General features: G+C 58.2%; 28 protein-coding genes. 13 read left to right on the forward strand and 15 right to left on the reverse strand.

The window, feature by feature from the left end:
* Positions 1–7: 7 nt before the first annotated feature.
* The 8 genes from QQG91_RS02260 to QQG91_RS02295 are packed head-to-tail and all read right to left on the reverse strand — an operon-like array spanning position 8 to position 8,102.
* On the reverse strand, positions 8–1,426 hold the full coding sequence (locus tag QQG91_RS02260) for a flagellar hook-length control protein FliK (protein ID WP_285771360.1): 1,419 nt from the start codon (positions 1,424–1,426) through the stop codon (positions 8–10).
* Between the two features lie 57 nt (positions 1,427–1,483).
* Positions 1,484–1,894 (reverse strand): hypothetical protein, encoded by a 411-nt coding sequence (locus tag QQG91_RS02265; RefSeq protein ID WP_285771361.1) that lies wholly within the window; start codon positions 1,892–1,894, stop codon positions 1,484–1,486.
* On the reverse strand, positions 1,891–3,219 hold the full coding sequence (locus tag QQG91_RS02270; protein WP_285771362.1) for a FliI/YscN family ATPase: 1,329 nt from the start codon (positions 3,217–3,219) through the stop codon (positions 1,891–1,893). The genes QQG91_RS02265 and QQG91_RS02270 overlap by 4 nt, the downstream gene beginning before the upstream one ends.
* On the reverse strand, positions 3,216–3,935 hold the full coding sequence (locus QQG91_RS02275; protein WP_285771363.1) for a FliH/SctL family protein: 720 nt from the start codon (positions 3,933–3,935) through the stop codon (positions 3,216–3,218). The genes QQG91_RS02270 and QQG91_RS02275 overlap by 4 nt, the downstream gene beginning before the upstream one ends.
* 3 nt (positions 3,936–3,938) lie before the next feature.
* Positions 3,939–4,943, reverse strand: coding sequence for a flagellar motor switch protein FliG (gene fliG / locus QQG91_RS02280; protein ID WP_285771364.1), 1,005 nt, complete (start codon positions 4,941–4,943; stop codon positions 3,939–3,941).
* Positions 4,944–4,954: 11 nt separating this feature from the next.
* Entirely contained in the window at positions 4,955–6,625 is a 1,671-nt protein-coding gene (gene fliF / locus QQG91_RS02285) for a flagellar basal-body MS-ring/collar protein FliF (RefSeq protein ID WP_285771365.1), read from the reverse strand.
* Positions 6,626–6,648: 23 nt separating this feature from the next.
* Positions 6,649–6,963, reverse strand: coding sequence for a flagellar hook-basal body complex protein FliE (gene fliE, locus QQG91_RS02290; protein WP_285771366.1), 315 nt, complete (start codon positions 6,961–6,963; stop codon positions 6,649–6,651).
* 11 nt (positions 6,964–6,974) lie between these two features.
* A complete protein-coding gene (locus QQG91_RS02295) occupies positions 6,975–8,102 on the reverse strand; it encodes a sigma-54 interaction domain-containing protein (protein ID WP_285771367.1) in 1,128 nt (375 codons plus the stop codon).
* A 387-nt stretch (positions 8,103–8,489) separates the two neighbouring features.
* Here QQG91_RS02295 and QQG91_RS02300 point away from each other — a divergent pair, with 387 nt between their 5' ends.
* The 11 genes from QQG91_RS02300 (at position 8,490) to QQG91_RS02350 (ending at position 19,949) form a co-directional block, all read left to right on the forward strand.
* Positions 8,490–8,798, forward strand: coding sequence for a hypothetical protein (locus tag QQG91_RS02300; RefSeq protein ID WP_285771368.1), 309 nt, complete (start codon positions 8,490–8,492; stop codon positions 8,796–8,798).
* Positions 8,799–8,903: 105 nt separating this feature from the next.
* The gene (locus tag QQG91_RS02305; RefSeq protein ID WP_285771369.1) at positions 8,904–10,109 is read left to right on the forward strand and encodes a chemotaxis protein CheA; all 1,206 of its coding nucleotides are present in this window, start codon (positions 8,904–8,906) and stop codon (positions 10,107–10,109) included.
* Complete coding sequence (locus QQG91_RS02310; protein ID WP_285771370.1) at positions 10,106–10,912, forward strand: CheR family methyltransferase; 807 nt, start codon at positions 10,106–10,108, stop codon at positions 10,910–10,912. Before QQG91_RS02305 ends, QQG91_RS02310 begins: the two co-directional genes overlap by 4 nt.
* Positions 10,912–12,003 (forward strand): protein-glutamate methylesterase/protein-glutamine glutaminase, encoded by a 1,092-nt coding sequence (locus QQG91_RS02315; protein WP_285771371.1) that lies wholly within the window; start codon positions 10,912–10,914, stop codon positions 12,001–12,003. The genes QQG91_RS02310 and QQG91_RS02315 overlap by 1 nt, the downstream gene beginning before the upstream one ends.
* 16 nt (positions 12,004–12,019) lie before the next feature.
* The gene (locus QQG91_RS02320; protein ID WP_285771372.1) at positions 12,020–12,559 is read left to right on the forward strand and encodes a chemotaxis protein CheW; all 540 of its coding nucleotides are present in this window, start codon (positions 12,020–12,022) and stop codon (positions 12,557–12,559) included.
* 225 nt (positions 12,560–12,784) lie between these two features.
* Positions 12,785–15,217 carry a methyl-accepting chemotaxis protein gene (locus tag QQG91_RS02325; protein WP_285771373.1) on the forward strand — a complete coding sequence of 811 codons (2,433 nt, stop codon included), beginning with the start codon at positions 12,785–12,787 and terminating at the stop codon, positions 15,215–15,217.
* A gap of 52 nt (positions 15,218–15,269) precedes the next feature.
* On the forward strand, positions 15,270–15,677 hold the full coding sequence (locus tag QQG91_RS02330; protein WP_285771374.1) for a response regulator: 408 nt from the start codon (positions 15,270–15,272) through the stop codon (positions 15,675–15,677).
* 53 nt (positions 15,678–15,730) lie between these two features.
* Positions 15,731–18,931: an Hpt domain-containing protein gene (locus tag QQG91_RS02335; RefSeq protein WP_285771375.1), complete on the forward strand. Its 3,201-nt coding sequence runs from the start codon at positions 15,731–15,733 to the stop codon at positions 18,929–18,931.
* 108 nt (positions 18,932–19,039) lie between these two features.
* Positions 19,040–19,426, forward strand: coding sequence for a flagellar export chaperone FliS (locus QQG91_RS02340; protein ID WP_285771376.1), 387 nt, complete (start codon positions 19,040–19,042; stop codon positions 19,424–19,426).
* A 2-nt stretch (positions 19,427–19,428) separates the two neighbouring features.
* Positions 19,429–19,734: a hypothetical protein gene (locus QQG91_RS02345; protein ID WP_285771377.1), complete on the forward strand. Its 306-nt coding sequence runs from the start codon at positions 19,429–19,431 to the stop codon at positions 19,732–19,734.
* Between the two features lie 32 nt (positions 19,735–19,766).
* Positions 19,767–19,949, forward strand: coding sequence for a hypothetical protein (locus QQG91_RS02350; RefSeq protein ID WP_285771378.1), 183 nt, complete (start codon positions 19,767–19,769; stop codon positions 19,947–19,949).
* Here QQG91_RS02350 and QQG91_RS02355 read toward each other — a convergent pair.
* Positions 19,946–20,110: a hypothetical protein gene (locus tag QQG91_RS02355; protein WP_285771379.1), complete on the reverse strand. Its 165-nt coding sequence runs from the start codon at positions 20,108–20,110 to the stop codon at positions 19,946–19,948. The genes QQG91_RS02350 and QQG91_RS02355 overlap by 4 nt on opposite strands.
* Before the next feature lie 47 nt (positions 20,111–20,157).
* Positions 20,158–20,616: a hypothetical protein gene (locus QQG91_RS02360; RefSeq protein WP_285771380.1), complete on the reverse strand. Its 459-nt coding sequence runs from the start codon at positions 20,614–20,616 to the stop codon at positions 20,158–20,160.
* A gap of 90 nt (positions 20,617–20,706) precedes the next feature.
* Here QQG91_RS02360 and QQG91_RS02365 point away from each other — a divergent pair, with 90 nt between their 5' ends.
* The gene (locus QQG91_RS02365) at positions 20,707–21,183 is read left to right on the forward strand and encodes a hypothetical protein (protein ID WP_285771381.1); all 477 of its coding nucleotides are present in this window, start codon (positions 20,707–20,709) and stop codon (positions 21,181–21,183) included.
* Positions 21,183–21,803 carry an SEL1-like repeat protein gene (locus QQG91_RS02370; protein WP_285771382.1) on the forward strand — a complete coding sequence of 207 codons (621 nt, stop codon included), beginning with the start codon at positions 21,183–21,185 and terminating at the stop codon, positions 21,801–21,803. Before QQG91_RS02365 ends, QQG91_RS02370 begins: the two co-directional genes overlap by 1 nt.
* A 74-nt stretch (positions 21,804–21,877) precedes the next feature.
* On the opposite strand, the gene QQG91_RS02375 is transcribed toward QQG91_RS02370, so the two are convergent.
* The 5 genes from QQG91_RS02375 to QQG91_RS02395 are packed head-to-tail and all read right to left on the reverse strand — an operon-like array spanning position 21,878 to position 24,982.
* Positions 21,878–22,258, reverse strand: coding sequence for a hypothetical protein (locus QQG91_RS02375; protein ID WP_285771383.1), 381 nt, complete (start codon positions 22,256–22,258; stop codon positions 21,878–21,880).
* Positions 22,259–22,284: 26 nt separating this feature from the next.
* The gene (flgM, locus tag QQG91_RS02380) at positions 22,285–22,587 is read right to left on the reverse strand and encodes a flagellar biosynthesis anti-sigma factor FlgM (RefSeq protein ID WP_285771384.1); all 303 of its coding nucleotides are present in this window, start codon (positions 22,585–22,587) and stop codon (positions 22,285–22,287) included.
* Positions 22,588–22,623: 36 nt separating this feature from the next.
* Positions 22,624–23,337: a flagellar basal body P-ring formation chaperone FlgA gene (gene flgA, locus QQG91_RS02385; RefSeq protein ID WP_285771385.1), complete on the reverse strand. Its 714-nt coding sequence runs from the start codon at positions 23,335–23,337 to the stop codon at positions 22,624–22,626.
* On the reverse strand, positions 23,337–24,431 hold the full coding sequence (locus QQG91_RS02390; protein WP_285771386.1) for a flagellar assembly protein T N-terminal domain-containing protein: 1,095 nt from the start codon (positions 24,429–24,431) through the stop codon (positions 23,337–23,339). Before QQG91_RS02390 ends, flgA begins: the two co-directional genes overlap by 1 nt.
* A complete protein-coding gene (locus QQG91_RS02395) occupies positions 24,428–24,982 on the reverse strand; it encodes an LPP20 family lipoprotein (RefSeq protein ID WP_285771387.1) in 555 nt (184 codons plus the stop codon). The genes QQG91_RS02390 and QQG91_RS02395 overlap by 4 nt, the downstream gene beginning before the upstream one ends.
* Positions 24,983–25,158 lie beyond the last annotated feature (176 nt).

The raw sequence follows: 25,158 nt of genomic DNA on the forward strand, positions 1-25,158 counted from the left end.
TTTATCCCTAGGCCACAATATTCAGGCGGCCGTCATGGCGCGTCTCGAGTTGATTTACGGTCGATTGCTCGGGCACTTTATCGGCCTTGGCTTGATTGTTGGCGGTTTGCCCTTGCTGTTGTTGCTCACGGCGTTCACCTGCGGCGTGCTGGCCGAGCGAGAGACCGCGCTGCTGCAAAAGATCCGCCAACTGGGTTTCGTTCTGGTTGAAGAGCTTGGAAGCTTCGGCATTGTCAGTGATGATCGTCACTTGTGCTGCGCCATCATCCATCTCAATGCGGATGCGAAGATCGCCGAGTGTCTCTGGCGTCAGGGCAAGCTCGATCTCTTGGGTTCCGTCCTGATAAACGCCATCCACCATTTCGCTCAGGGTCTCGAGCCAGTCTTCGGCCCGCGTATCAAGAACGGGAAGGTCTTGGGCGTTCGCGTTGGGGGCGTCGGTATCAAAGGTCTGAACCGTTGCGCCGCTTGGTGTCGCCAACGAAGCTGCTCCCGCATCGGTGGGCAAAGGCGCGGTCGGCTTGGCCTCTTGCGGGATCACAAACTGCGGCTGGGCGACGACCTGCTGAGCGATCGGGGACACGCGGGCTAGCGTGGGGCCAAAGCTTTCGGACGGTCGCGCCTTGGGCTTTGTTTGCGTTGGTGTCTCTTCGGTGACGTTTAGGGCCGCCTTTTCCATGCGCATCGGGGCGGGTGCGTCGATCTTTTGGGCGCGCGCGGAGCGCAACTCCGAAACCACCATTGTTGCGATCGGGGCGGTCTGTTGCACCGATTTGGCGGGCGCTTCGGCGACAGGGCGGGGCTGGGCCTGTTCGGTGGTCGGTTGGACTTGCGCAGTCGGTTGGTCCTGAACGATCGGGTCCGCAGCTTCAGCGTTACGGGTGGGAGCGACCTCGGAAACCGTAACCGTTGCCTCAGGCATTGCGGCTACGGGGTCAAAGGCTTCGCTTGCTTCGGGCGAAAGCGCCTCGGCGACGGTTGCTACCGTGGCTGCGTTCTTCGATACCTGCACCACTGTCTCACGCACGGCGGTTTCTCCAACAGGACCTTCGTGCGGCGTTGCAACCGTGACATTCGGGGTCTGGGCGACTTCGAGCGGCACAGGCAGAGGCATGACCTCGGCGAAAACAGGCTCGCTCTCGGTCGGCTCGACCGTTTTCGCTTTGGGGGCTTCGTCCTTCGGGGCCAGCAATTTCGCTTTGATTTTGGGCGCACTCAAATGTGCGAGCATATCAGGTGAAAGCCCGTCTTGGGGCGTCAGCGCATCGGCCTTGACCGGAGCTTCGCCCCCTTTGGCCTTGACCGCCATTCCCGCAAAGAGCGCATCAAAAGCGCCGGAATTCAGAGCAGCCTTGGACGCCTTGGCTGCCTTGTCCGTTTTGTGGACAGGCACCATCGGGGAGTCAGAGGAGGAAATCTGTTCCATGGTTACGCTCTTTTTTGTCTTGTCTGCTTTGCACCTGCAAAGAGGATGCCAACCCGCCTATCGGCGTCGAATTTGTGGGGCGGCACTTGCTGCGCGTTTCTCGGCGTCTTCTGCCTCGTCACGCTTTGCGGCAAGCGCAGCATCCTCGAGAATGCGTTTCTTGTGCTCGCGTTTGGCCAATTCGCCTCTGGCCTCGGCGAGGTCCTGCGCCAGTTTCTCGACCTTTTCCCGCGACTTTGTAGCTTCGGTCGCGATCTTGCCCGTGAGAACCTGACTGCTCCGAAGATCAGCAGCAAGAAGAACACCCTTGGGCATCCGATCATTCAGCAGCTCGCGCAGTTTCTCGTTCAACATCTCGGCTTGGAGATGCGCTTGGGTCAGTCGCGCGGTCTCGTTCAGGATGCCGGCGCGTTGGGCGGTCTCTTTGCGCGCCATCAAATGATAGAGGTCACTTTTCTTTCGGCTCATTCGATTTCAAGCGCTCCGTAAAGGTCGGCGATGCTCTGCGAAAAGGGCGATGCTTCCTTCGCGGATTGCGAGATCAGCGCCGTGATGCGCGGCCAAAGACGGACCGCTGTATCGAGGTCTGCGTCCTGACCTTGGACATAGCCGCCCATGAGCATCAGATCGCGGTTGTCCATATAGAGAGAAATCAGTTGGCGCAGGCGCATTGCGGCACGCTGGTGTTTCGGATCGGCCACGTCGGAAATGACCCGGCTGACCGATTGGGGAAGATCGATCGCAGGATAGATGCCCATCTGGGTTTGTCTGCGCGAGAGCACAAAGTGCCCGTCGAGGATCGCGCGCGCGGTGTCGACAACGGGATCGTTCGTGGTGTCGTCGCCATCGGCCAAAACGGTGTAAAGAGCGGTGATGGCCCCCTGATGACCTTCGCCCGGACCTGCGCGTTCCAAGAGGTTGGGAATGAGTGAGACGACAGACGGCGGATAGCCTTTGGCCGTAGGTTGTTCCCCCAAGGCAAGTCCGATCTCGCGCTGGGCGTGGGCTACGCGGGTGAGCGAGTCCATGATGAGCAGAACCTGCTTGCCCTTGTCGCGGAAATACTCGGCAATCGCGGTGGCCCGCCGCGCAGCACGCAGACGAAGAAGCGGCGAGCGGTCGGCAGGCACAGCGACCATACAGAGTTTCTCGGCTGCGGGTCCCGTCATGATGGAACGGGCAAAAGCGCCCACTTCGCGGCCGCGTTCGCCGATAAGACCGACTACAACCACTTCGGCTTCGGTGTTTTTGGCCATCATTTCGATGAGCACCGATTTACCGACGCCAGAGCCTGCGACGATCCCGACCCGTTGGCCCTGACCGATGGTCAACGCGGCATTGATGATCCGCACCCCGACATCGAGCGGCTTGTCCACCGCGTGTCGCGCAAGAGGATTGAGCGGTTTGCCCATAAGTGGCCATTCATCCGTCGTCATCGGGCGCGGGCGACCGTCGAGCGGGCCGCCTTCGGCGTCGATCACGCGGCCTAAAAGAGCCTCTCCCACGCCCGCCATTCGTCCGCCGCTTCGGATGCGGACGTTCGCTCCAGCGACAATCGGGGCATTGGGTTGATCGAGAAACAGCATGTTCCGACCATCTGCGAAGCCGATGACTTCGCCTTGGACCTTCGAGCCGTCTTCGGTGTCGATCTCGCAGAGCGCGCCCGGCGTCGCGGGAAAGCCCGACGTTTCAAGGATGAGCCCGTCATAGCGCAAAACACGCCCCGTAATCCGCGCAGGAAGCGCGGTTACATTGGCCAGATCGCGGCCGATATGTTCGAGGATCGGGTTCATGCGCCCGGTTTCTTCAGCGTGAGAATGTCTTCAATCCGAAGCGAACCGGAGCTGATCACCACATCGCCCCGCCCAAGCTCGGGATCGGCCTTGATCACCGCTTCGCTGAGAAGGTCGTTGTTCGCGATCTGCTCTTGGATCAAGCCGAGGTCATCGGGGTTGAGACGGATTTTCACATCCTCGACTCCGCTTGTGATGCGTCGGGCGAGTTCGGAAACACGGTCGGAAAAGGCTTTCGGAAATTCTTCGATCTGCGCCGAAATGCGATCCCGAACGAGCGCGAGAACAGCGGTTTCGATCACATGGCTGAGGGCTGCGCCCTCGTCGTGGTGCACATCACGGAGCCGATGCGCAAGCGACAGGAAAGTATTGCGCGCCTGTTCCAGACTTGCGTTGAGTTCGGCGTTCTTGGCGTCAAGCTGGACGGTCGCATCCGCATAGCCCGCAGCATAGCCCGCATCTTTCGCGGCAGCGATCTGTGCCTCGAGTTCTTCAAGGCTCACGCCCTGAACGATCGGTTCTTCCTGCTCTTGGACATCATTGGCAGGTTCCGGGTCGAGGCGTGTCGCCCCGCGCGTGATCGAGTTATCCGAAAAGACATTGGAATACTGGATCGCGGCCGAGAAGTCGCGTCCGGTGAAACCTTTGTCCGTGTTCTTGCGGATCAATTCGATGATGTCCGCAGGTGAGATGGCTTTGGCGTTCGGATCTCTCATGACTTACACCATTTGTTCGCCGCCGCGACCGGCGAGCACGATGGTGCCTGCATCGGCCAGACGGCGGGCCACTGCGATGATCTGCTTTTGCGCCTCTTGCACTTCGGTCAGCCTGACGGGGCCCATGGCGTCCATCTCGTCGCGGATGTTCGCGGCGGCCCGAGTGGACATACATCCAAGGAGCTTGTCGCGGAGCGCTTCTTCCGCGCCCTTGAGTGCCAGAACCAGAAGCTCGGTTTCCACTTCGCGCATGAGTGTCTGCATAGAGCGGTCATCGGATTTGATGAGGTTGTCGAAGACGAACATATTGTCTTCGATCGACTGCATGAGATCTTTGTCGATCTTGCGCAGGTTCGCCTGAATGCGCTGTTCCATATCCTGTTTGGTAAAGTTGAGGATACGAGCAGCGGCCTTGATGCCGCCGATCTGGCTCGCGCGCATGGTCGAGGATTGTTTGAACTTGCGCTGCATCACCTGTTCGAGATCGCGGAGCGGCTCGGGCTGGACCGTATTGAGGCTTGCGATCCTGTTGACGATGTCGGGCTGTATCTCTTCGGGCAGAAGCGAAAGCACCTCTGCGGCAAGACCATAGTCGAGACAGGCCACAACAAGAGAAATGATCTGGGGATGCTCGTCGGCGACGAGCTCTGCGATCCCGCGTGCATCCATCCAGTCGAGAATTTCGATCGGCTTTTCGGTGTTTCCCGGATTGATCCGGCTCAGAACGGATTGGGCTTTGTCCTCGCCCAACGCATCGGTCATGATCTGGCGGACATAGGAAGAGGCCCCGATCCCGATCCCCGTTTCGTTGTTCAGGTCGCTCAGGAATTCCTCGATGATGGTATCGAGCGTGCCGTTGTCGACACCTGAAACCTGATACATGGCGGCCCCGAGATGCTGCACCTCACGCGGTGCAAGGTTTTTAAGGATTTCCGCAGCGGATTTCTCGCCGAAGAGCATCATGAGAACGGCAGCGCGCTGTGTTTTTGTGATCTGAATCTGGGACATCGCTTGGGCCATTAGGTAACTTGATCAAGTTCTTCCGCCATCATGCGATGGAGGATATTCGCAATCCGTGCGGGGTCTTCCTCAGCCATCTGACGGATCACGGCGAATTTCTCGTCACGCGGGACGTTTGATCCCATCGCACTGCGGGTGAGTTCACCCCTGCGGGTGTTCAGACGCTTTTGCAGATCGCTGAGGCTCTCGCCTTCGCCGACTTCGATTGTCGCATGCTTGAAGCCCGGGTCGGATTGAAGGGTCTGGCTCACGGGGACGAGCACACGGTCAAGGATCGGGCGCACGACACCAAGCGCAATCACACCGAGCACGAGAACGATTGCGACCTGACGGATGACGTCGGGCAGCCATGTCCAAGAGGAAATCGCGGAAGGAGCGGCAATCTCGGCGGCGACAAAGGGCTGGGCCATTACGGTCACGCTGTCGCCGCGGCTGTCGTCGAAACCGATGGCGGTTTGCGCAAGCTCTTTGAGTGTGTCGGTCAGGGCGGTTGTGTCCGCGCCCTCTTGTGGTGCGCGCACAAGAATTGCGGCGCTGATCTTGGTGACTTGGGCGGTCGGCGCTTGGGTGTTTACGCGGGTGCGGCTGACTTCATAGTTCTTGGTGGTCGAGCTGCTGCGGTTGCCCGAAGCGGTTTCCGTCGTGGTGGTGGTGGCGGTGCCGTCCTGAAGGACGGGATCGGGGGGCGGGGTGTTGGTGATCGCTCCCGGGATGCCGCGTGCGCCTTGGGCCGAGGATTCAGACAGTTGCTCGGCTTCGGAGAGAACAGCGACCTGCGCGGGATCAACCAGTTCCTGAATGGTTTCCGAACGCGTGAAGTCCATGTCGACAGTGACCTGAACCGAAAGGTTGTCGGGGCCGACAATCGGCGCGACCAATGCTTCGATCCGGTTGCGATAGAGCCGCTCTACGGTGACGCGGTGTTCGAGTTCACGGTCATTGAGGACCATACCCGCATCATCCGAGCCGCGGGAAAGCAGACGCCCCATCTGGTCGACGATGGTCACATCCTGCCGTGCCATTCCGCTGACAGACGAGGATACGAGGTTCACGATGGCTTCGATCTGCCCACTGTCGAGCGAACGGCCTTGGGCAAGCTGGACGAACACCGAAGCGCGGGGGGGCTGGGTATCGCGCAAAAAAGCGGACCGTTCGGGAAGCGCAAGATGGACACGTGCGGCAGCAACCGAGGCAATTTCGGTGATCGACCGCGCAAGGTCGATCTCTTGGGCCTGCCTCAGACGGGCGGCTTCGACCGAGCGAGAGGTTCCCATTTGCAGCTCGGAGAGAACATCGCTTCCTGCGGGCACATTGGAAGGCAGGCCCGCAGAGGCAAGCGTCATGCGCGCTTTATAGAAATCGTTGCTCGCAACCGCAACTTCGCCTGTCGAACTGTCGATCACGGCGTCGATGCCTGCAGCGGTCAAAGTCTCGACGACCATTGCCTTTTCCGCTTCGGCCATTCCGGGATAGAGCGTTTTGCGAGCGGGTTCGCCCAGAAAACTCCACGCCAAAAAGCCCAGAACCAAGATCACGGTAATCAGCACGGCAGGGAGCGCGCGCTGGAACGCGGGCTGGCGCGTGAACACGAACACCTGACTTAGGGCGTTGGTGGCCTGATTGAGCGCCGAGGGCGGTTTGCCTGATGTGTTGGTCGAAGTAACTGACATGGTATTCCTGCGTTATTCGGTCATCAAACCGGCATGTTCATGATGTCGCGATAGGCCCCGAGTGCCTTGTTGCGGACGTTCAGAGCGAGTTGCATCGAGAGCGAAGCCACCTGTTGGTTCACCATCACGGCAGCGAGATCCGTCTCAGCACCGACTTCATAGGCGAAGGCGCTTTCGCGTGCCTTTGCTTGCGATGCGTTAAGGTCCTGCACGGCATCGGTCATGCGGTCGCCGAAACTGGGACCTTCGGGTTTGAGCTCGGGCTTGGGCGCTTCCTTTTGATGGGTGCTCAGGACCTGATAGCTTGCGCCGATATTTCCAACACTCGTGATGGACATGGGCTAATTCCTTAGACGACTTCCGCAAGTTCCGTGAGCGCGAGGCAGTCGCCCGCGTCGATGATCAAGTCTTCTGCTGCAATCTCCGTGCCGTTACAGAGCACGAGCGCCCGCTGCATGACGTTTTCGAGTTCGCGCACGTTGCCGGGCCAGTTGTGTGCCATAAGCGCGGCCAGTGCTTCTTCGGACAGGGTTACGATCGGCTGGCCGCTTTCGATGTGGCGCTCGATCAAGGTCGCAGCGAGAACGGGGATGTCTTCCTTGCGCTCGTTCAACGGTTTGGTCGCAAGAGGGAAGACATTCAGACGATAGAACAGGTCTTCGCGGAAGCGGCGCTCCTGAACCTCTTTGGGCATGTCGCGGTTCGAGGTTGCGATGATGCGGATGTCGACAGGCACTTCGGACTGGCTTCCGATCGGGGTGACGGTGCGCTCCTGAAGAACGCGGAGGAGCTTGGACTGAAGCCCCATCGGCATTTCCGAGATTTCATCAAGAAGAAGCGTGCCGCCGTCTGCTGCGCGAATGATCCCTTTGTTGTTCGCGGCTGCCCCTGTGAAAGCGCCTTTTTCATGACCGAACAAAATCGCTTCGAGCATGTTCTCGGGGATCGCAGCACAGTTGATCGCGATAAAGGGCGCGTCTTTGCGGCGCGAGGCGGTGTGGACCTGACGGGCGAGAACTTCTTTGCCCGACCCCGTGGGACCGTTGATAAAGACTGTGACATCGGTGCGGGCAACGCGCTTGGCCATGTCGACCAGGGCGCCCGTGGATTTGTCGCCGCAGGCCATGGCACCGACCAGCGCGCCGACGGCGTTTGCCATCATGACCACCGAAGCGTCACGGACCGACGCGCTTTTGGGTGCAGGAACCGACAGACGCACAAGCTTGCCGCCGAGTTCCTGGCTTTTTCCAGCGTGGGGGGCGTTCTCGGTGATGATGGCGACGCTTTTCGCGCCCGCTGCACGCGCTGCGTCAAGCAAGGGGCGCGCGCCGCCGCAGGCCTGTTCATATGCGGCGGAGGCGACATAGACCTCGGCGGTTTCACCCGAAGCGGCAAGAGAAACACGTCGACGTTCGAGAAGGTCGGCCAGAAGGTTTGCAGCAGCAAAGTCGGCAGCGTTGATCAGAACTTGGGGCATCGGTGTCACTCCGTTTGGTATTCACGATCAGAGAGGCAGGAGTCGTGCCAAGTCTGCGCGCCCCGTAAAAATATTTCTGAAGCGCCCTAAAATAAGGGATGCCGATGTCGATAAGGCAGACGAGGAGCGGAGAACTGGTCGGGAAAACGGCGCTGTCGGACTTTCGTCATTGTCGGACAACGAATTTCTGACACCTCTTTCGAGAAGGCGCTTGCTTCCTGTGGATATAAGCCTACTCCCTGAGGAAATCGTCGAAAATCAAATGGTTATTTCGGGCGTGATAAGAGGGTTTTGCGCTCGTTTTTTTAAAACCATACTTTCGTATATGTCACATTCCTCAAGAGTGAGCCGTTCCAAGTCGCGTGATAAGCAAAGGATACGGCAAACATGCTTTCTAAAACATACCACCTAAAGTTTCCGGACCTCGACGCGGCTCAAATTGCGGCGCCATTCGTCATCGAGGCTCTCGGCAATGCGATCCCGAGCTGCAACCTTTCTGGCTTGAATGTTTTGATCAGCAAGGAAGGGGACGTTTCAATCAATGTGTTTTTCGGTGCGATTGCCGAACTCAAAGCATTCGAGAAAAAACATGGCGGCTTTCTGGACTCTATGAAGAAGACGTTCCTCTTCAAGTCGACCGGCTTCGATGGTGTTTGCATTTACAATTACGAACGTGGCGAGGACGAAGCGGCCTGATTTAGTTGGCCCGCTCCTTGCACTGCCCAAGCAAAACTATTCGAGGACAAGTGTGTCGCATGCCGCAACACGACAAAAACAATTTGAACGGAAAGGGGGCCGTCTATGAGCGCGCAAGCTGAAGCCGCAAGCGCTACGGATTCCGGTCTCGTCCGTGTGTCGTCCGACAAAATCAGCCGTTTGATGGATCTTGTCGGCGAATTGTCGTTGAGCGTTTCCGAGACGGTGCACTCTCCTGATCTTCAGGGGCTTGATCTGACGTCTTTTGATGCAGCCGTCCATCGCCTCACGATGATTGTGCGCGAGGTTCAGGACGTTGCGACCGAATTGCGCCTTGTCCCGATGGATGATGTGTTCAAGCGGTTGCGCCGCATGGTGCGCGAACTTGAACGTCAAACGGGCAAAAAGATCGAATTGACGATCGAAGGTGGTGACACGGCCATTGATAAACTGGTTGCGGATCGGCTCTATGACCCGCTGCTTCACGTGATCCGCAATTCTGCAGACCACGGGCTCGAAACCACGCCTGAAAGGATCGAAGCCGGTAAGGATGAACGCGGATTGATCCGCCTCGCAGCCTCCCAGATCGGCTCCGAGGTCCGCATTGTCGTTGAAGACGACGGGCGGGGCCTCAACCGCGAAAAAATCCTCAAACGCGCACGTGAGCGCGGTCTCTTCGGTCCCGAAGAAGAGCCTGAACCCTCAACCCTGTGGCGCGTTATTTTCCAGCCCGGGTTCTCGACCGCCGAAACCGTCAGTAACCTGTCGGGGCGCGGTGTGGGGATGGATGTTCTCAATTCGACCATGAGCGCGCTGCGCGGCCGCATCACCGTCGACTCCGAAGCGGGCAAGGGCACCAAAGTGTGCCTCTTTATTCCGGTGTCGTTGGCGTTTCTGGACTGCATCATCCTGCGTATGGGGCGGCATCTCTTTGCGGTGCCGATCGATGTCGTCAACGAAATCGCGCGTCCGAGTGCAGACGAGATGATGAACATCTCGGCCGAGGGCAAACGCGAGATGTTCCGTCTGCGCGGCGAGATGATCCCGATCATCCGTCTCGACAAGTTTTTCAATGAACCCGATCCGCATTACGACGGTGAGGTTCCCAATATCCTCGTTGTCTTCAAAACGGCAACGGGCACGATTGCTGTGCCGGTTGACGAAGTGCTCGACCGCCAGCAGGTCGTGATGAAGCCGCTCGTCGGGCGGCTCTCCTCGGTGCGTGCGAGCTTTGGTTGCGCGCTCTTGGGAACGGGTGAGGTCGCGCTGGTGCTCGACTGCGAACGTCTTGCAGAGGGATCGGCCAAATGATCGTTTATGAAGAAGTCGGCTTCGAGCAAATCCGAAGCTGGCTCAACCAGCGCTGCGGTATCCATTATTCCGACCAGAAAAAGGATCTTTTGGCGCAGCGTCTTTCGCGGGTCCAGCGCGCTTTCGGGATCGATCGTCTTACGGATATGGCGAACCGTCTTCGCGATGCCAATGAACACGATCTGCAACTTGCGGTCATGCATGCGGCGTCGACCAACCACACCTATTTCTTTCGCGAAATGGAAGTACTCGATCGGTTTCGGGATGACATCCTGCCGACTTTGAAAAACCGCGATGAAATCCGTATCTGGAGCGCCGCATGCTCCACAGGCGACGAAGCCTATACCATCGCCATCATCATTGCCGAGGCGCTCGGTCTTGATGCGTTGCGCCGTGTTTCCATCCTTGGGACAGACATCAGTGCCCCCGTGGTTGCACGCGCTGAGCAAGGGGTCTTTAGCCAGCGTCAGCTTGAAAACGTCCCCAAAGAGATCATTGCCAAATACTTCCGCCCTGTCGGAATGGACCAATATCAGGTCATCCAGAATTTGCGTGATCGGTGCACGTTCCGTCGCTTGAACCTCAAGACGACGCCCTATCCGTTCAAGCATCCGTTTCACGTGACCCTGTGTCGGAATATTCTCTACTACTTTGATATTCCTGATCAAAAAGGGACGCTCGACGCGATCTATCAGGTCACCGAACCCGGCGGGTGGCTCATTACGTCGGTGACGGAAAACGTGCGCGACCTTACGGCGCGCTGGACCAATATGGGCACTTCGATCAGCAGGAGGCCGATGTAATGCCGACGCGCGACAGCAAGATCAGAGTGTTGATCGTCGATGACTCGGCCATGATCCGGCGGGTTATCGCCATGGGTATTCAACAGGATGACCGCCTCGAAGTCGTAGGCTACGCCACCAACGGCGAGCAAGCCCGCGACATGTTGGACCGTTTGCGTCCCGACGTCATCACGCTGGATCTGGAAATGCCGAACATGGACGGTTTGACGTTCATGCGCACCTATATGCGGCAGAATCCTGTGCCGACGGTGGTCATTTCTTCGACCACCAACGTCAACAGCCGCGCCACCATTCAGGCAATGGAAGCAGGCGCCGTGGACATCATCGCGAAACCCTCGGCGGGAACCACCGCAGGTCTTGCGAGTATGATGCAGGATATTTGCGTGCGCATCCGTCAGGCGGCTTCGGCCAAGCCCGGAACGACGCGCCCGTCGGTTCTTGTGACCCCTTCGACGTCGAGTGGTATCCAGCTTCCCAATCGCATTCCGCATTCTTGGATCTTTGCGCTCGGCTCTTCGACGGGTGGCATTCAGGCACTGACCCGTATCCTCCCGTTCTTTCCCGCAGAGTCCCCAGGGATCGTGATTTGTCAGCACATGCCCGAGGGCTTCACCCATTCATTTGCAACGCGTCTCGACACGCTTTGCCAGATGCGGGTGAACGAAGCACGCGATGGGGATCTTGTCCAAAAAGGTCAAATCCTGATCGCGCCCGGTGGTGAAAAGCACATGAAGATCGTGCGCACCCAGACGGGTTATCGCGTGCAGCTCGTCGCGGGCGATCCCGTCTGTTATTCGCGCCCCTCTGTCGATGTGCTGTTCGAGTCCGTTGCCAAGGAAGCGGGCCGCTATTGCTCGGCCGCCATTCTGACAGGCATGGGCCGTGACGGTGCGCAGGGCATGCTCCGCATCCGCCAGAATGGTGGGCGCACTTTTGCCCAGAATGAAAAAACCTGTGTGGTCTACGGCATGCCGCAAGCCGCCGCCCAAGTCGGCGCGGCAGAGAGCATCCTGCCGCTCGACTCCATCCCCAAAGCCATGATCGAGGCAATATCGGCAACGCCCGTGCGCTCGAACCCCAGTCTTACCTAAGCAAGAGGAAACCACCATGTCTCAAGCAGCAGAATTCAGCGACGACACGATGAAGGGCGCGTCTGCCCGTGCCATGGATGGCGCGTTCGCAGACAGCGACAATGTCGATGATATGTATCTCACATTTGCGCTCGCCAACGAAGAATACGGCGTCGGCATCGGCGTTGTGACGGAAATCGTCGGTATGCAGCGGATCATGTCCGTGCCTGATATGCCCCATTATATCAAAGGCGTGATCAACCTGCGCGGCAAGGTCATTCCGCTTATGGACGCTCGTTTGCGTTTCGGCATGCCCGAGCGCGCTTATGACGACCGCACCGTTGTCATCGTGATGGATGTGGCGGACGCGCTGATCGGTCTGATCGTAGACGGCGTGAGCGAAGTGCTCGAAATCCCGCCAGCGAATGTCGACAGCAACAGCCAGTTCGGCAAAGGCGGTAAGTCGGTCATCTCGGGGATCGGCAAGTCGGGCGAGCGGGTCTCGATCCTTCTGGATACGAGCGTGCTGGTCTCCGACAGCGACATCAACCTGCCAAAAGATATCGCAGCGGCCTAATGCCGAGAATGGCCCATGACCCGAACCCCGTGCACAGGAAAATGCAGGGATCAGGTGGGATCACCTGCCTCTTTTCTTGGACTGAACGGGTTCTGACGGTCGGGGAAGGCCAAAAAAACGCGATCCGTTCCAAGATTTTTGGGCCGGTAATTACAAAGCGAACGCAACTGCCGTTCTTGATGAATGAAGAAGCGATCCGAAGACACCAAGAGAAGGACCAATTGAATGCCCAAACCGCAAAAGCCCCGCGCGGGGTCGAGTGGCCAAGCCGAAAATGATCCGATCGACAGGATCGTCAAAGAAACGCCGGAAATGGCCCCAGATTTGCAAGACCCTGATGCCCGAACCGAAGGCGAAGCTGAGCAGCAGAAACCCAAGAGAAGAGCGGGGCGCCCCCGCAAGTCTCAACCAACCATAGAACTCGCCTCGCCAGAGACGGACATGCTCGAAAGGACCAAAGACGTGACTAGCCAGAATAATTCCAAAGACATTTCGGTGCTGCCGGGATTTGGGGTGATCGATGCATATCGTGCACTCGGAACACCGATTACCATCGCAGATACTGATATGAATATCCGCTACGTGAACGAAGCCGCGACGGCGATGTTCACGGAAGCTCAGGATCGCATTCGCGCCGATCTTCCGACTTTTTCGGCTAGTTCGCTTGTCGGGACCAATGTGGACATTTTCCACAAGAATCCCGCGCATCAGCGTCGTATGATCACCGAACTCACTAAGCGCGCAAATGGCAGCCTTACCGTTGGGGGCTATCATTTCAACTGGATTGCAACGCCCGTATTCGACGAGAACAACGTCAAGACCGCTGTAATCGTTGAATGGCTCGATAACACTGCCGCCGTTCGCCAGATCAAAGAAGGCGAGCGCCTCTTCCGCAGACTAGAAGAAATGTCAACTGCTCACGATGCGGGAGACATAGACGATTTCATTGACGCCGAAGATTTCCAAGGCGCGTTCAAAGGTGTCGTCGAGTCAATCAACGGCATGGTTCAGTCGCACATCGAAACCAAGAAAAAGGCGATCAACTTCGCGGCCGAGCTTGCCAAGGGCAATTATGACGCCGAGCTGGAGTCCTTCCCGCGCAAGAAAGCTTTCATCAACGAAGCCATGGAAGCTGTGCGTGCCAACCTTCGCAATGATGCGGCTGAAGTTGCGATGCTGATGAAATCCATCAAGGACATGGCAAAGTCTCATGACCTTGGCGATATCGATGTTTTCGCTGATCCGTCCGTATTCCGCAAAGAATACTCGGAAGTCGTGAGCAGCGTGAACGAAATGGTCGGTGGACACATCGAAACCAAGAAGAAAGCAATCGCTTTCGTGACCGAGCTTGCCAAGGGCAACCTTGAGGCACATCTTGAACAATTCCCGCGCAAAAAAGCCTTTATCAATGACGCTATGGAAGCCGTGCGTGCGAACCTCAAAGGTGTAACAGGCGAAATCGACTCCATCGCGGCCTCGATCGCGGTCGGTGATCTCGACATCGAGATTGATCCCAGCCGCTACTCGGGTGCGTTCTCTAACGTTCTTCGTACGATGGGCAGCATCATCACCGCAGTGAACGAGGTTGTGGAAGAAGTTGATACGCTGTCCAACGCCATCGTCGATGGTCGTCTCGATACGCAGGTCAACGTAGGCAAATACTCGGGCGCCTTTGGTGATGTGATGCGCGCATTTGAAAGCGCATTTACCGGCTTGAACAGCTCGTTCGGAACTGTGCGATCACAGATCGACCAGATCGCTGCAACCGTGAGCCAGATGACCCAGGCCTCGCAGTCGCTCGCCTCGAACTCGCAAATCCAGTCGAGCTCGGTGGACGAGGTTTCGTCTTCGACCGAAGAAACCGAAAGCCAAGTGCGTTCGAATGCAACCGCTGCCAATAGCGCACGCGACCTCGTGGTAAGCGCGTCGGACATGGCGACCGACGGCAAGGGCAAGATCGAAGAAATGGTCAAGGCCATGGACGGTATCCGCGCCTCCTCGCAGGACATCGCCAAGATTATCAAGGTCATCGACGAAATCGCCTTCCAGACCAACCTTCTGGCACTTAACGCGGCTGTCGAAGCAGCACGTGCAGGTCAGCATGGCCGTGGATTCGCCGTCGTGGCGCAGGAAGTGCGCAACCTTGCAGGCCGCTCGGCCAAAGCCGCGCGTGAGACGTCGGAACTCATCGACAGCGCAACCAGCCGTGTTCAGGTCGGTGTACGGATCGCTGACGAAACCAGCCACGCCTTTACGTCGATTGCCGACGATATCGAAAAGGTCCGCACTCTGGTGAACGATATCGCTACCGCTTCGGAAGAGCAGTCGCGCGGTGTCGCCCAGATCAACGTCGCGGTTAGTGAAATCGCCAAATCCGCTCTGGTCACAAGCCAGCAGGCAGATGAGCTCGCGGCAAGCGCGGCCCAGATGCAGGCGTCGACTGAGAGCGTGACCAACGAGATCGCACGCTTCCGCCTGCGCCAAATCAGCCGCACTGCCTCGGTCCCGCAGGGGTTCGAGAACCTTTCCCCCGAACTCCTCGCACAAATCCAGCACATGATTGCCGCAAACAGCGCAGGTGCTGCCCCAGTGAAGAAAGCTGTGAACAGCGGACTTCGCAACAGTGACCGCGACGAACGCGGCTTTGGAAACTTCTGATCGAGACGGGCGGGGTCATTATCGGCCCCGCACCCCAAACGGAGAATAAGAAATGCCTCACAATGTTATGATCGTCGATGACGCAGCAATGATGCGCCTCTACATCGCCAGCTTTCTCAAAACGCTTCCCGACTTCAAGGTCGTGGCTCAGGCAAGCAACGGTCAAGAAGCTCTCGACAAGCTGGCCGATCTTCCTTCGGTCGATCTGATCCTGCTCGACATCGAAATGCCCGTCATGGATGGTCTCGAGTTCTTGCGCCATGCCAAACTCAAGACCCGTGCCAAGATCGTCATGCTCTCGTCTGTTGCTGTCTCGGGTTCGGCCCATGCCGCCAAGGCGCGCGAGCTTGGCGCCGACGGCGTTGTCGCCAAGCCCTCGGGAACGGTCTCGCATGACCTCGAAGAAAAATCGGGTGATGAGCTTGCGCGCGTGATGCGCGATCTGATGGTCGCGGCCTAAGCCCATCCGAACCGTTTCGAACACAAATTCACTAATCGACTGACGAGGCTGCCATGTCTGACGAAATGGACGAAATCTGGGCACTGTATCTCGATGACGGGACACAGTCTCTGGACGCGATGGAAGCTGCGCTTCTTGCAATCCAAGGAGATCCCCAAGGGGAGAACTCCGAGCACATCAGTGCGCTTTTCCGTGCCGTTCATACGTTCAAAGGCAACAGCCGTGTTCTGGGTTTAGGGGTCGTCGAAAGCCGTGCGCATTACGCCGAAGACTTGATCGGCCTGGTGCGTGACGAAGGCGTGCCGATGGATGATGAAATCCTCGACATCCTTCTCTATGCGGGCGATGTGCTGCGCGGAATGCTCGAGGAAACCTCGACCGCTCGCGCTGATGTCGATCCTGCGGCGTCCGAGGATCTTCTTGATCAGCTCAAGGACAAGATCGCACGTTGCCGAGAGGCATTGGGCGGTGGCGTCCCTGCCGAGCAAGAGGCCGTGGCACCCGAGCCCGAGACAGTCGCCGAGGCAGAAGTGGAGCCTGTAGAAACGGTGGATGACGAACCACAATCCGAGGTGGCCGTCTCCGAAACCGCCGAGGATGTGCCGGTAGAGACCGAGGAAGCGATCGGGGAAGAGCCGGAAGCCGCCGCCGTTGTGGAAGACGCGCCCGAGCCCGAACCAGCGCCCGAGCCTACCCCTGAACCTAAGCCGGTGGCGAAGCCGTCAACAGGTGCGGCAAAGCGTTTGATCGACGATCCGACCTATCGCGATATCTTCACCGGAATGGCGAATGACGCGGTGCGCAAGCTTCAGGCGATCATGGGGGCCATGGGGCCGGATTATGCGGCATCGAACACCAAAGCGCGCAAAGAGGTCGATAATCTGCACCACGCTTCGGGGCAGATGGGATTGCCGCGGTGGGTCGAGTTCCTCGGTGTGTTTCTCAAGGAAACGCCTTCGAATACCGATGAGGATGTGGAACGTATCGCGGCTCTGGTTCTGTTGATCCAGGAAGCGATAGAAACCGACCTGAACGGTCAGTCGCAGTCTCCTGTTGCGCCCAAGGACGGCAACTTCTTCGACAAGCTTGAAGAGGCTCTGGCCGTCTTGTCAAAAGCGGGCATGGATTGGGCTGCAGGCGAAGAACCTTCGGCCGAGCTGATCAAGGCAAACGCAGCTTTGGTCAACGAAGCGGCCTTGGAAGAAGGCTTGGTGCGGGTCGCTGAAACGGCACTCAATCTTTGCAAGGCGGATGACGCCAAGTCCTATCGAGACGCCGAACTTCGCATGTATGAAGAGCTGAGCGCGGTCGAGCGCGTCCTGCTCGAAGACGGCGGCGTTTCGCGCGTGCGGCCGAGCGAACTCCTCCGCAATTGGTGCGCGGGCCATGCCTTCGACACGATCACGGCGCTCGACACTATTCTGGACCGCTTCAAATCGGGTGACCATTCGGACGCCGCGTTTTCGGGGTTCTCGCGTCAGATGCGGCTGGTCTTCCACGCCTGCGGTCACCACAAGCTCGACACCGCAGGCCAGCTCGCGATGTCGCTCATCGACCTCTTCAGCCGCGTGCAAACCTCGGGCGCGGGGCCCGACAGCATCCTGATGCATATCGCCCGCGGTTTCGTGGATACGATCGAATTGGTCTTTGATGCGCTCGAACAGGGCGAAATTCCCGATACCCAAAATCTCGACGCGCTGTTCGAACAGGCGTCCAATGCCGCCTTCCTCTCCGAAGGTCTGCTCACCGCGACGGCGATCGAGCGCAAGCTGAACCTCCCGCTGGAATTCCATCGCGTTCTGTCGCCAGACAGCGTCCGCACGGCATCTGCTGCAATCGAAGCGGGCCAGCATTTCTATATCGTCCGCACAGACATCAACAGCAACGATGCGTTGGCCGAAAAGTTCTTCGAGCTGATCAGCTCCGACCTTGTGGACTCGATCACCAACGTTACGGTTTTCCGTGGCAATGAGACGCTGTTCGACTTCCTCTTGGCGTCGAGCCTCGAACAAGGAGATTTTGTGGCCCGCATCGCCGAGATCGACCCCTCGGGCAAAGATGTCAGCGTGCTGCGGACCCTTGAATACAACGTCGAAACCGTCGCTGATATGAAGGGCAACGTGACGCCCGACATCGACCAGGGTCTCAATCAAGGCCAAGGTCTGACGGCTGAAATGCTCGAGGACATCAGCGAAGTCGCCGCAAGCCAAGCTATGGTCAACCATATGCTTTCGGACCTGAGCGAAGTCGATCTAAGCGAAGCGGTCGAAACCCTGATCCGTAATGCAAAGGACAATCCCGCCTCTGCCTTTGACGGGATCAGAAAGATGGTTGCCGAGCATTCGGCGCGTCTTCAGGAGATTTGCCAAGTCGAAAGCCAGCTTGTCGCGCAGATGGCACATCTTCAGGAGCAGACGGTCGCCATTCGCTCCAAGCCCGTCGAAGTCCTGATCCGTCCGCTCGAGGCATTGGTCGAGACGATCTCGCGCCGCGCCAAGAAAGAGGCGAAACTCACGGCTGCGGGCGGCGATTTGACCATCGACGTGACCTTGATGGAGAACCTCCGCAAGATCCTGCGCAGCCTGATCACAGCGCGTTTCAATGGCGAAACCGCTGCTCCGAATTCGCTTCATCTTTCGTTCCACCGTGACGAAGAGCGTGTGCTTGTCACGCTCGAAGACGATGGCGGCAAGTCCGAGCGGAACGCAATCGAGACCGAGGAACTTCAGGCGCTTCTGGCCCAGTCCGGTTCCGATTTCCGCCAGCTCGCTGTTCCGGGTGGTGGGATGCGCTTCCATATTTCTATGCCGCTCGCGATGGTCGTTCTCGAAGGAATGGTCGTTGGCGTCGAAGGTGTCCGCTATGTGATCCCTGTGGATGCCATTCGCTCGATTGTTCAGCCCGAACCCGATGCTCTTCGCAGGATCTCGGCCGGCAATGGCCAGATGATGCTTCGTCTGGAGGATGGGCCGCTCATCGGGGTGCACAATCTCTCGAAGAACGGGGTCAAGGCGACCTCGGATTCCGAAGGCGTCACGCATCGCCGCGTCTATGTGATCCTGAATGCGGGCAACCGTAATCTTGCGATCCCCGTCGACGAGCTTTTGGGGCAGCAACTCGTTCTGCTGCGTCCGTTGCGCGGTGTCCTTCGCCACCTCAAGAACCTCACCGGGATCGCTCTTTTGGCGGGCGGCGAAGTGGGTATGGTCCTGTCGACAAACGCTTTGTCGGCAGTGGAAGAGATCGCGGCCTAAGATATTGATGCGGCGTTGAAAAATGCCGCATTCCGCCCCTAAATTTTTCCGCAGATTTCCGTTCTTGTTACCAGTGATAGTGCTTTAATCCAGCGAATGAGGCAGGGAATGACTTTTTTAAATGCGCGGTCCACGTATCGCCGAGCGGAAAACGCAACCAATCTCGATGCTGCCGATCCGCACGAGATCATCGTCGTGACCCTGACCGAGCTTGAAAAGTCGCTTGCCGTGCTCGCAAAGGCCGCTGAGACAGGCGCGCCCTATTCGCCGCATCATCTGAACCGCGCCTTTACTGCGATCTATATTCTTCAATCCAGCCTTGATTTCGAAAAGGGCGGAGAGGTCGCGACGAACCTTTTCCAGGTTTACGAATATTGCCGACTTCAGGTGTCCGAGGCGTTTTCGCGCAAACCCGATCCCAAGCTTGCATCTTGCAAAGACAACATCTCGGCTCTGCTCGCGGCGTGGCGTCAGATCAAGCCGACCGAGGTTTGAAGATGACCGGATTGGGGTATGACCGACCGGCGGCGGAAACCGCCGTTCTGATCGAACTTGCGCTTGACCGTATGGTCGAGGCGATTGATCTGCGCAAGTTCGAGGATGCGATCTCGATCATCGGCGAGCTGCGCGCTCTGACCGGCGAGATCACCGACAGCTCCGCTCTTTGTGCGCGTGATGCAGCACAGCAAGCCGCAGACAAGCTGCTTTATCTTCAGGAGAAAATGGCGCTTCAGCTTCGTGCCGAACGCAGTGCCGAAAAAGGCCGGCCTGCCTATGTGCGCACCCAAGTCATGGTGCGCTGATGCGACGGGGCGGTTGCAGAACCTGCGCCTTCATGCGGATCTACCTGATCGTCGCTTTCGCATTGATCTTCATGATCGGCTTTGTGCCGTCTGTGGCTGAAACCTTGCTCGGGCGTTTACCTACGCCGATGGAGCTGGGCCTTGTTGTGCCGCTCTTCGGGATACCTGCGTTTGTGCTGCGATATCTGATGTGGAAAAAGAAGACGCTGATCTAGTGATCTTCGATCAGGTCCTTGGCCTCGAGCACGCGTGACGCTTTGACCGTTCCATCCTGTTTATAGACCGTCACTTCTACCAAGAAATCATGAAGCTCGGATTTGGGGCAGGGAAGGGGCTCGGGAAGAGTGACCTTGGGATTGAGGGGCTGAAAGAACATTTGGCTTCTCCTATCAATAATGAGGTGGCTGCAAATCCCGTGCCAGTTCATTGCGCCTGGAACGAGGTCACAAGCACTTCGAAAATCGGTTCGCTGTAATCGTCGGTTCCGAGAGCGATATTGAGCTGTTCTCTGGATTGCAGGGAAATAGCGCGCAGCAGATCGCTCCCGCTTGCCCCATCCTCGACCGCGCGGCGGATCGCCTCGGACAAGAGGGCGTCGAGCTTTTCATCCACGCTATCGATCATCGCTTCGATTTCGACCCTCTGGGGGGCAGAGCGCTCCACCATGAAGGTAAAACCGACTTCAGCCGCGCGGCCTGTGCCGGGAAGTTCTGTCACGACGCCCACGGGCAGGTTCAGATAGACCGGATCGGGCAGGGGAGGCGTCTTTTCCACGATGGCAGGTTGCAGATGGGGTTCGGTGCGAAGTGTCGTGACGCCATAGGCAAACGGCAGGATCACGAGAGCAAAGCCGCCGAGAATGAAAAGCTTGGTTTTGTCCATGAAAATACCCCTTCGCCGAGGTGCATTCACGAACCGTGCCGTAAACTTCGAGATGTCTGTCTCGAAAGGATATAAAAAGTATCAAAAAGGATGGAAAAAGGCCTAAAACTCTTTGGCGTTGCGCCGTTTCAGTCTCTGACAGAAAACACCGACAGGGCGCACGCGTCGATGACCGATCCTACCTATAAACCGCTCGTTCCCGTAACGCGCAATCTTCCTGCTGTTTTCAAGGGGAAGACGTCGGATCAGCCTTCCGATAGCACAGCCTATGAGCTGGTGAAGCGCGAAACCTATTTGCGCGACAGCGAGGACGTCGAGAGGTATCTTCCCGATATTCTGGGCCGTGTGCTGGCGCGGGTCTGGATCGATCCGCATTTCAAGGATCGTTTTGCTGCGGACCCCAAGGGCACCCTCGAGGCCTATCACGTCTATCTTCCGACCTATATCGACATCGAGTTCGAGACCGAAAGCGCGCCGCGCCCACAGGTCATCGTTTATGAACGAAACAAATACGGCAGAAGAAACAAACTGATTTTTCTTCGCCTGATGATGATGGCGGGCCGATGATGAAAAAGACTGCTCTTCTCATGGCGATCCTGCCCACGCTGGCCCAAGGCGCGACGCTTGCCGACGCCATGGCCGCCTTTGCAGAAGGGCGCTCGGGGGATGCGGCTGCGATGTTCCACGAGCTTGCTGTTGCAGAAAACCCGAAGGCGCAGTTCAACCTTGCTTTGCTCTACTTCAAAGGGGCGGGGGTTCCCGAAAACCATGGTCGCGCCTTTGAATGGGCGTGGCGCGCCAAGCTGCACGGTCTTGTCGAAGCCGAGGCACTTTTGGCGCAGATCGGAGCTTCGTTATCCCAAGAGGCGCAGAACGCTCTGGCGGACAAGCTCAAGTCCGAACTGATGCCACGGGCGTTCGAGGCCGATACCCGCGCGATGCTGGCCATTGCGGTGATCGAACGCGAGCTACGGCCCGAGGCCGATTTCGTCGAAGCCTATGTCTGGAACTCGCTTGCCGTCGCGCTTGGTCGCACCGAAGCGGTCGAGCTGCGCAATGCCAGCCTTGCCTTGATCGAAGACGATGAACGTCTCTCGGCCCAAGAAAAGGCCACCCAGAAACTCGACGAGCTTTGCGCTGTTCTGGGCGCAAAGCTCTCGGTCTGTTCCATTTTTTCCAATAGCTGAAAAAAGCTGCGCCTGCTGCGAAGGACTGGGGGGCCTCTATCGCAACAGGCGCAAGCCGCACACTGGTGTTGGGGTCAATGGCGGCGATACTTGGTGATCGTGTTTGCAGCCTCGAGCGGCATGCCGAGATCGGTCGAAATCTCCGAGGCGCTGTGCCCGATGCGCGCCATTTCGATGGCTTGCTCGATCATGCGTTCCCCCGCGAGCCATTCCATGTCGGTTTGCAGGCTCTGGATGTCCGAATGGATGCGCTCCATGGCATCGCTTGTCGAGCGTGCCGACTGGGTGCTGAATTCTGCAAGACGCGCATCAATGCGGGCCAAGAGCTCCTGCTCTCGGTTTGCAAAAGCGGTTTCGGCTTTGTGGCGTGCACGCTTGGCGGCCGCCAATGCAAGCGCCAGACCCAAAAAGCCAACGCCTGCAATAATGTAAGTCGGTTCGATGCCTGTCAGCATACTGGTCTCCGCTGATAATCTAGCAGTTACGAATTGAGTTCCATGTAGCTTTGGAACAGGCTTTCCGTGATCGCATCGAGATCGATTGGGTAATCACCCGAGGCAATCGCTTCTTGTAGGCGCGTGACGATCGGAAGATCGATCGGCGCCGATCCCTTGAGCTCGGCGGGGAGCTGTTGCGCAGCCGCACTCAGGCTTGCCGTATCTTCAGAAGGCGCGCCGCTGACGACGGTTTGCGCAGGCTGTCCACCTTGCAAACGCGAGATCGTGTCATCTCCTGGGCGTTTGGTAATCGGCGACCCGCCCGATTTAGAAATTGAGTCAACCATTTTGGACCTCCATACGCAGGTAGTAACGGCAGGAATTCAGCCGATGTTAGGGCGAATTGATACAGAATTCTTTCCGTCGACGATTGCTTTGATAACCTTCTGACTTTGAAGGTTTTTCACTCTTATAATGTCGCCCAATTCCCCTGCTTCGAGGGCCTCTCCCGAGGCGGAAACCTGGATGCCGTTCGCATTGATCTTTAAGACGACAGGTTGCCCTTGAACTATTAGCCAATCCGTCTCGAGGTGACGCATAAAAACCATTTGTTCAGCGGTCACACGCGACTTGAGGCGACGACCGATGACATCTTCGAGGCGTGAAAAGGTTTCCGGGCTACTCCGTGAACCGCTTGGGGCAAGCATCACATCCTCTTCTGAAATCATTTGGCCGCTTTCCATATTCCGCTTGAGTACGACCACCATTGCGCCCGTGGTCTCTGCTGCACGCAATGGTGCAGCGGGACGCTGGGGTGCATAGGTTGTTCGGGTGCGCATCGAGCGGCTCCATTCATCTCCACAGCGGATCACGGCAGTGCCCCAATCTCCGCCCCGAGGGGCGACGGTCGGGGTGGTGTCACAGGCTGGAAACGGGCGAATAGAGCCCATGGGTGATCCATCCCTGATACCGGCGGCGCGCATCGCTTCGAGCACAAGGCTTTCGGCTTCTGCGCCACTGACGCCATCCGCATAGTCCTGAGCAAGAGCCGTGCCGCTTGCGAGCACAAAGGACAAAAAGATCACCCGAGCGAGCATTAGAACTGCGCCTCCACAAAACGGATCGGGCGGCCGTCGAACGACGCGGCCGAGCGTGTCGGGTCCATGGGGCGCAGCGTGACCGAGCGTCCGCTCACGTGCACCACCTCGAGCATTTCGACCGAATTCGAGCGATCCGCGGTAAAGGCGATGGCGGCACGCGAAAGCCCGTGCTGGCTTCCGATCGGAGCAGTGAGTTGACCACCCGAAAGCGCAAGGCGCGTGGTGATCGGTTCGCAGGATTTTTGGCTGAGCAGCGTGTCGAAAGCATCGCTCAAACCCGAGGTCAGCTGTGCAGCCATTTCGCTTCGGGTGGCTTGGCTCATGACCCGCGCGCTTTCGAGAAGTTGCGGTCCGACAAGCCTCACATCACGGGTGACGGCTTGTTCAAAGACGGACCCATCGGACCCGATCAGTCGCATGTTGAGGTCGAGACGAAGCACGTCGCCCTTGCCTGTGTTTGCCTTTTCGATCCTGATATCGGGGATGAAACCATAGTCGCCCGCGCCGAGCGCGACCGATCCCTGGGTCAGGATTTTGTAATTCTGGCTGTCGGGGACACGGGTCGAACGCGGCATCTCGCGGTCCGTGACGCGAAAGGTTCCTGTCGCAGGATGGCGGTCGAGCACGCCGAGAAGCGATTCATATACATCGACCGCAAGCTGTTCGGTCCAGGCAGGGGCATAGGGCGAGACGCGGATCTCGGGTCGATAGGCCGTCACATTGAGCCGTGCTGCGGCCTGACAGGTGACAAGTCGTTCCGTCCCGACCAAGGCGCGCACCTTGACTTGCCACATGTCTCCGTTCCGCTGGGCGGACAGAAGCTCGTTGCGCAGCACGTGGCCGACGGGACGGACAATGGCTAGATCCCGCTCGACGCGGGTCATATTCACAACCGTATGGCCCTGAACCGCTGCACCACCCGCCATCGCGGCATTAAAGAGCGCATCCGCCACGGCGCGGCGGCGCGCTGCGTCCTGATCACTCGGCCCGTTGATGATCGCAACGCCCGTGGATTCGATCCAGAGCGTTTCTTGTGCCGGTGCGGCGGTGCCGATCAGCAGAGCCGCAAGGACTGCCCCCAGCCGCTTCATAGCGCGCCCTGTGCCGCCCGAAGGATATAGGCGACGGTGTCTTTATCGACGGCAAGTTGCACTTCGTAGCCGTCACTGCCCTTGGGCTGGATGTTGAGGGTGCGTGCCCCGCGAAGTGTTCCGCTGACAACCGCATTGAGATTGTCGTCACGGGTCACCATCTGGCGCACGTTCGTGGTCGCGTTGATCTGGATGCCGTGGATCTGTTCGGTCAGATCGCGCATGGCGTCCATCCGCGCGGCTTTGAGCGCAAGAAGGCGCTTTTCATTGATCGTTTTTCCGGGTTGGCCGTTGATCTGGGCAAATCCTATGCCCGTGATCATCGTCGGAGCGACGATTTCCTGCGTCGGCATCGGGGACATAGCCGCAGCAGGGGTGCCACTCTCGAGCGTGTCGAGATTGTCCTTGATCTCGGCCAAGGCGGTCGTGCGCTCGTCCGCATCCGGCGGAAGCGCCTGCTGGGCGGTCGTGACGGTGCAGCCCGTAAGCAAAAGCGCCACAGCGGCACCAGCAAGGGCGGTGTTCAGTTTAATGGATGTCTGGAAGGGCAAGGCACTTCTCCACGGTTTGCGTCTCTCGTTGGCCCGAAACCTGCAAACGACATGCCATCTTTATCTTTGGCTGCCCCTAAAATGACCCCTCCTCTGGCACGTTACTTGCAGCGAGGCCGGTAATCTCTAACCGGACGAGGCAATAAGATGTGCCCTGAGTGCAGCAAAACGTATCG

This window comes from Marivivens sp. LCG002, from assembly GCF_030264275.1.
GTDB lineage: Bacteria > Pseudomonadota > Alphaproteobacteria > Rhodobacterales > Rhodobacteraceae > Marivivens.

What these genes read in the sequence shown, in the direction of transcription:
- QQG91_RS02295 (WP_285771367.1), bottom strand. Translation starts at nt 8,102, where the DNA reads ATGCCCCAAGTTCTGATCAACGCTGCCGACTTTGCTGCTGCAAACCTT.
- QQG91_RS02260 (WP_285771360.1), bottom strand. Translation starts at nt 1,426, where the DNA reads ATGGAACAGATTTCCTCCTCTGACTCCCCGATGGTGCCTGTCCACAAA.
- QQG91_RS02310 (WP_285771370.1), top strand. Translation starts at nt 10,106, where the DNA reads ATGATCGTTTATGAAGAAGTCGGCTTCGAGCAAATCCGAAGCTGGCTC.
- QQG91_RS02315 (WP_285771371.1), top strand. Translation starts at nt 10,912, where the DNA reads ATGCCGACGCGCGACAGCAAGATCAGAGTGTTGATCGTCGATGACTCG.
- QQG91_RS02325 (WP_285771373.1), top strand. Translation starts at nt 12,785, where the DNA reads ATGCCCAAACCGCAAAAGCCCCGCGCGGGGTCGAGTGGCCAAGCCGAA.
- QQG91_RS02320 (WP_285771372.1), top strand. Translation starts at nt 12,020, where the DNA reads ATGTCTCAAGCAGCAGAATTCAGCGACGACACGATGAAGGGCGCGTCT.
- QQG91_RS02335 (WP_285771375.1), top strand. Translation starts at nt 15,731, where the DNA reads ATGTCTGACGAAATGGACGAAATCTGGGCACTGTATCTCGATGACGGG.
- fliE (WP_285771366.1), bottom strand. Translation starts at nt 6,963, where the DNA reads ATGTCCATCACGAGTGTTGGAAATATCGGCGCAAGCTATCAGGTCCTG.
- QQG91_RS02265 (WP_285771361.1), bottom strand. Translation starts at nt 1,894, where the DNA reads ATGAGCCGAAAGAAAAGTGACCTCTATCATTTGATGGCGCGCAAAGAG.
- QQG91_RS02275 (WP_285771363.1), bottom strand. Translation starts at nt 3,935, where the DNA reads ATGAGAGATCCGAACGCCAAAGCCATCTCACCTGCGGACATCATCGAA.
- QQG91_RS02300 (WP_285771368.1), top strand. Translation starts at nt 8,490, where the DNA reads ATGCTTTCTAAAACATACCACCTAAAGTTTCCGGACCTCGACGCGGCT.
- fliG (WP_285771364.1), bottom strand. Translation starts at nt 4,943, where the DNA reads ATGTCCCAGATTCAGATCACAAAAACACAGCGCGCTGCCGTTCTCATG.
- QQG91_RS02370 (WP_285771382.1), top strand. Translation starts at nt 21,183, where the DNA reads ATGAAAAAGACTGCTCTTCTCATGGCGATCCTGCCCACGCTGGCCCAA.
- QQG91_RS02355 (WP_285771379.1), bottom strand. Translation starts at nt 20,110, where the DNA reads ATGTTCTTTCAGCCCCTCAATCCCAAGGTCACTCTTCCCGAGCCCCTT.
- fliF (WP_285771365.1), bottom strand. Translation starts at nt 6,625, where the DNA reads ATGTCAGTTACTTCGACCAACACATCAGGCAAACCGCCCTCGGCGCTC.
- QQG91_RS02350 (WP_285771378.1), top strand. Translation starts at nt 19,767, where the DNA reads ATGCGGATCTACCTGATCGTCGCTTTCGCATTGATCTTCATGATCGGC.
- QQG91_RS02390 (WP_285771386.1), bottom strand. Translation starts at nt 24,431, where the DNA reads ATGAAGCGGCTGGGGGCAGTCCTTGCGGCTCTGCTGATCGGCACCGCC.
- flgM (WP_285771384.1), bottom strand. Translation starts at nt 22,587, where the DNA reads ATGGTTGACTCAATTTCTAAATCGGGCGGGTCGCCGATTACCAAACGC.
- QQG91_RS02365 (WP_285771381.1), top strand. Translation starts at nt 20,707, where the DNA reads ATGGAAAAAGGCCTAAAACTCTTTGGCGTTGCGCCGTTTCAGTCTCTG.
- QQG91_RS02270 (WP_285771362.1), bottom strand. Translation starts at nt 3,219, where the DNA reads ATGAACCCGATCCTCGAACATATCGGCCGCGATCTGGCCAATGTAACC.
- QQG91_RS02375 (WP_285771383.1), bottom strand. Translation starts at nt 22,258, where the DNA reads ATGCTGACAGGCATCGAACCGACTTACATTATTGCAGGCGTTGGCTTT.
- QQG91_RS02305 (WP_285771369.1), top strand. Translation starts at nt 8,904, where the DNA reads ATGAGCGCGCAAGCTGAAGCCGCAAGCGCTACGGATTCCGGTCTCGTC.
- QQG91_RS02340 (WP_285771376.1), top strand. Translation starts at nt 19,040, where the DNA reads ATGACTTTTTTAAATGCGCGGTCCACGTATCGCCGAGCGGAAAACGCA.
- QQG91_RS02330 (WP_285771374.1), top strand. Translation starts at nt 15,270, where the DNA reads ATGCCTCACAATGTTATGATCGTCGATGACGCAGCAATGATGCGCCTC.
- QQG91_RS02345 (WP_285771377.1), top strand. Translation starts at nt 19,429, where the DNA reads ATGACCGGATTGGGGTATGACCGACCGGCGGCGGAAACCGCCGTTCTG.
- flgA (WP_285771385.1), bottom strand. Translation starts at nt 23,337, where the DNA reads ATGCTCGCTCGGGTGATCTTTTTGTCCTTTGTGCTCGCAAGCGGCACG.
- QQG91_RS02360 (WP_285771380.1), bottom strand. Translation starts at nt 20,616, where the DNA reads ATGGACAAAACCAAGCTTTTCATTCTCGGCGGCTTTGCTCTCGTGATC.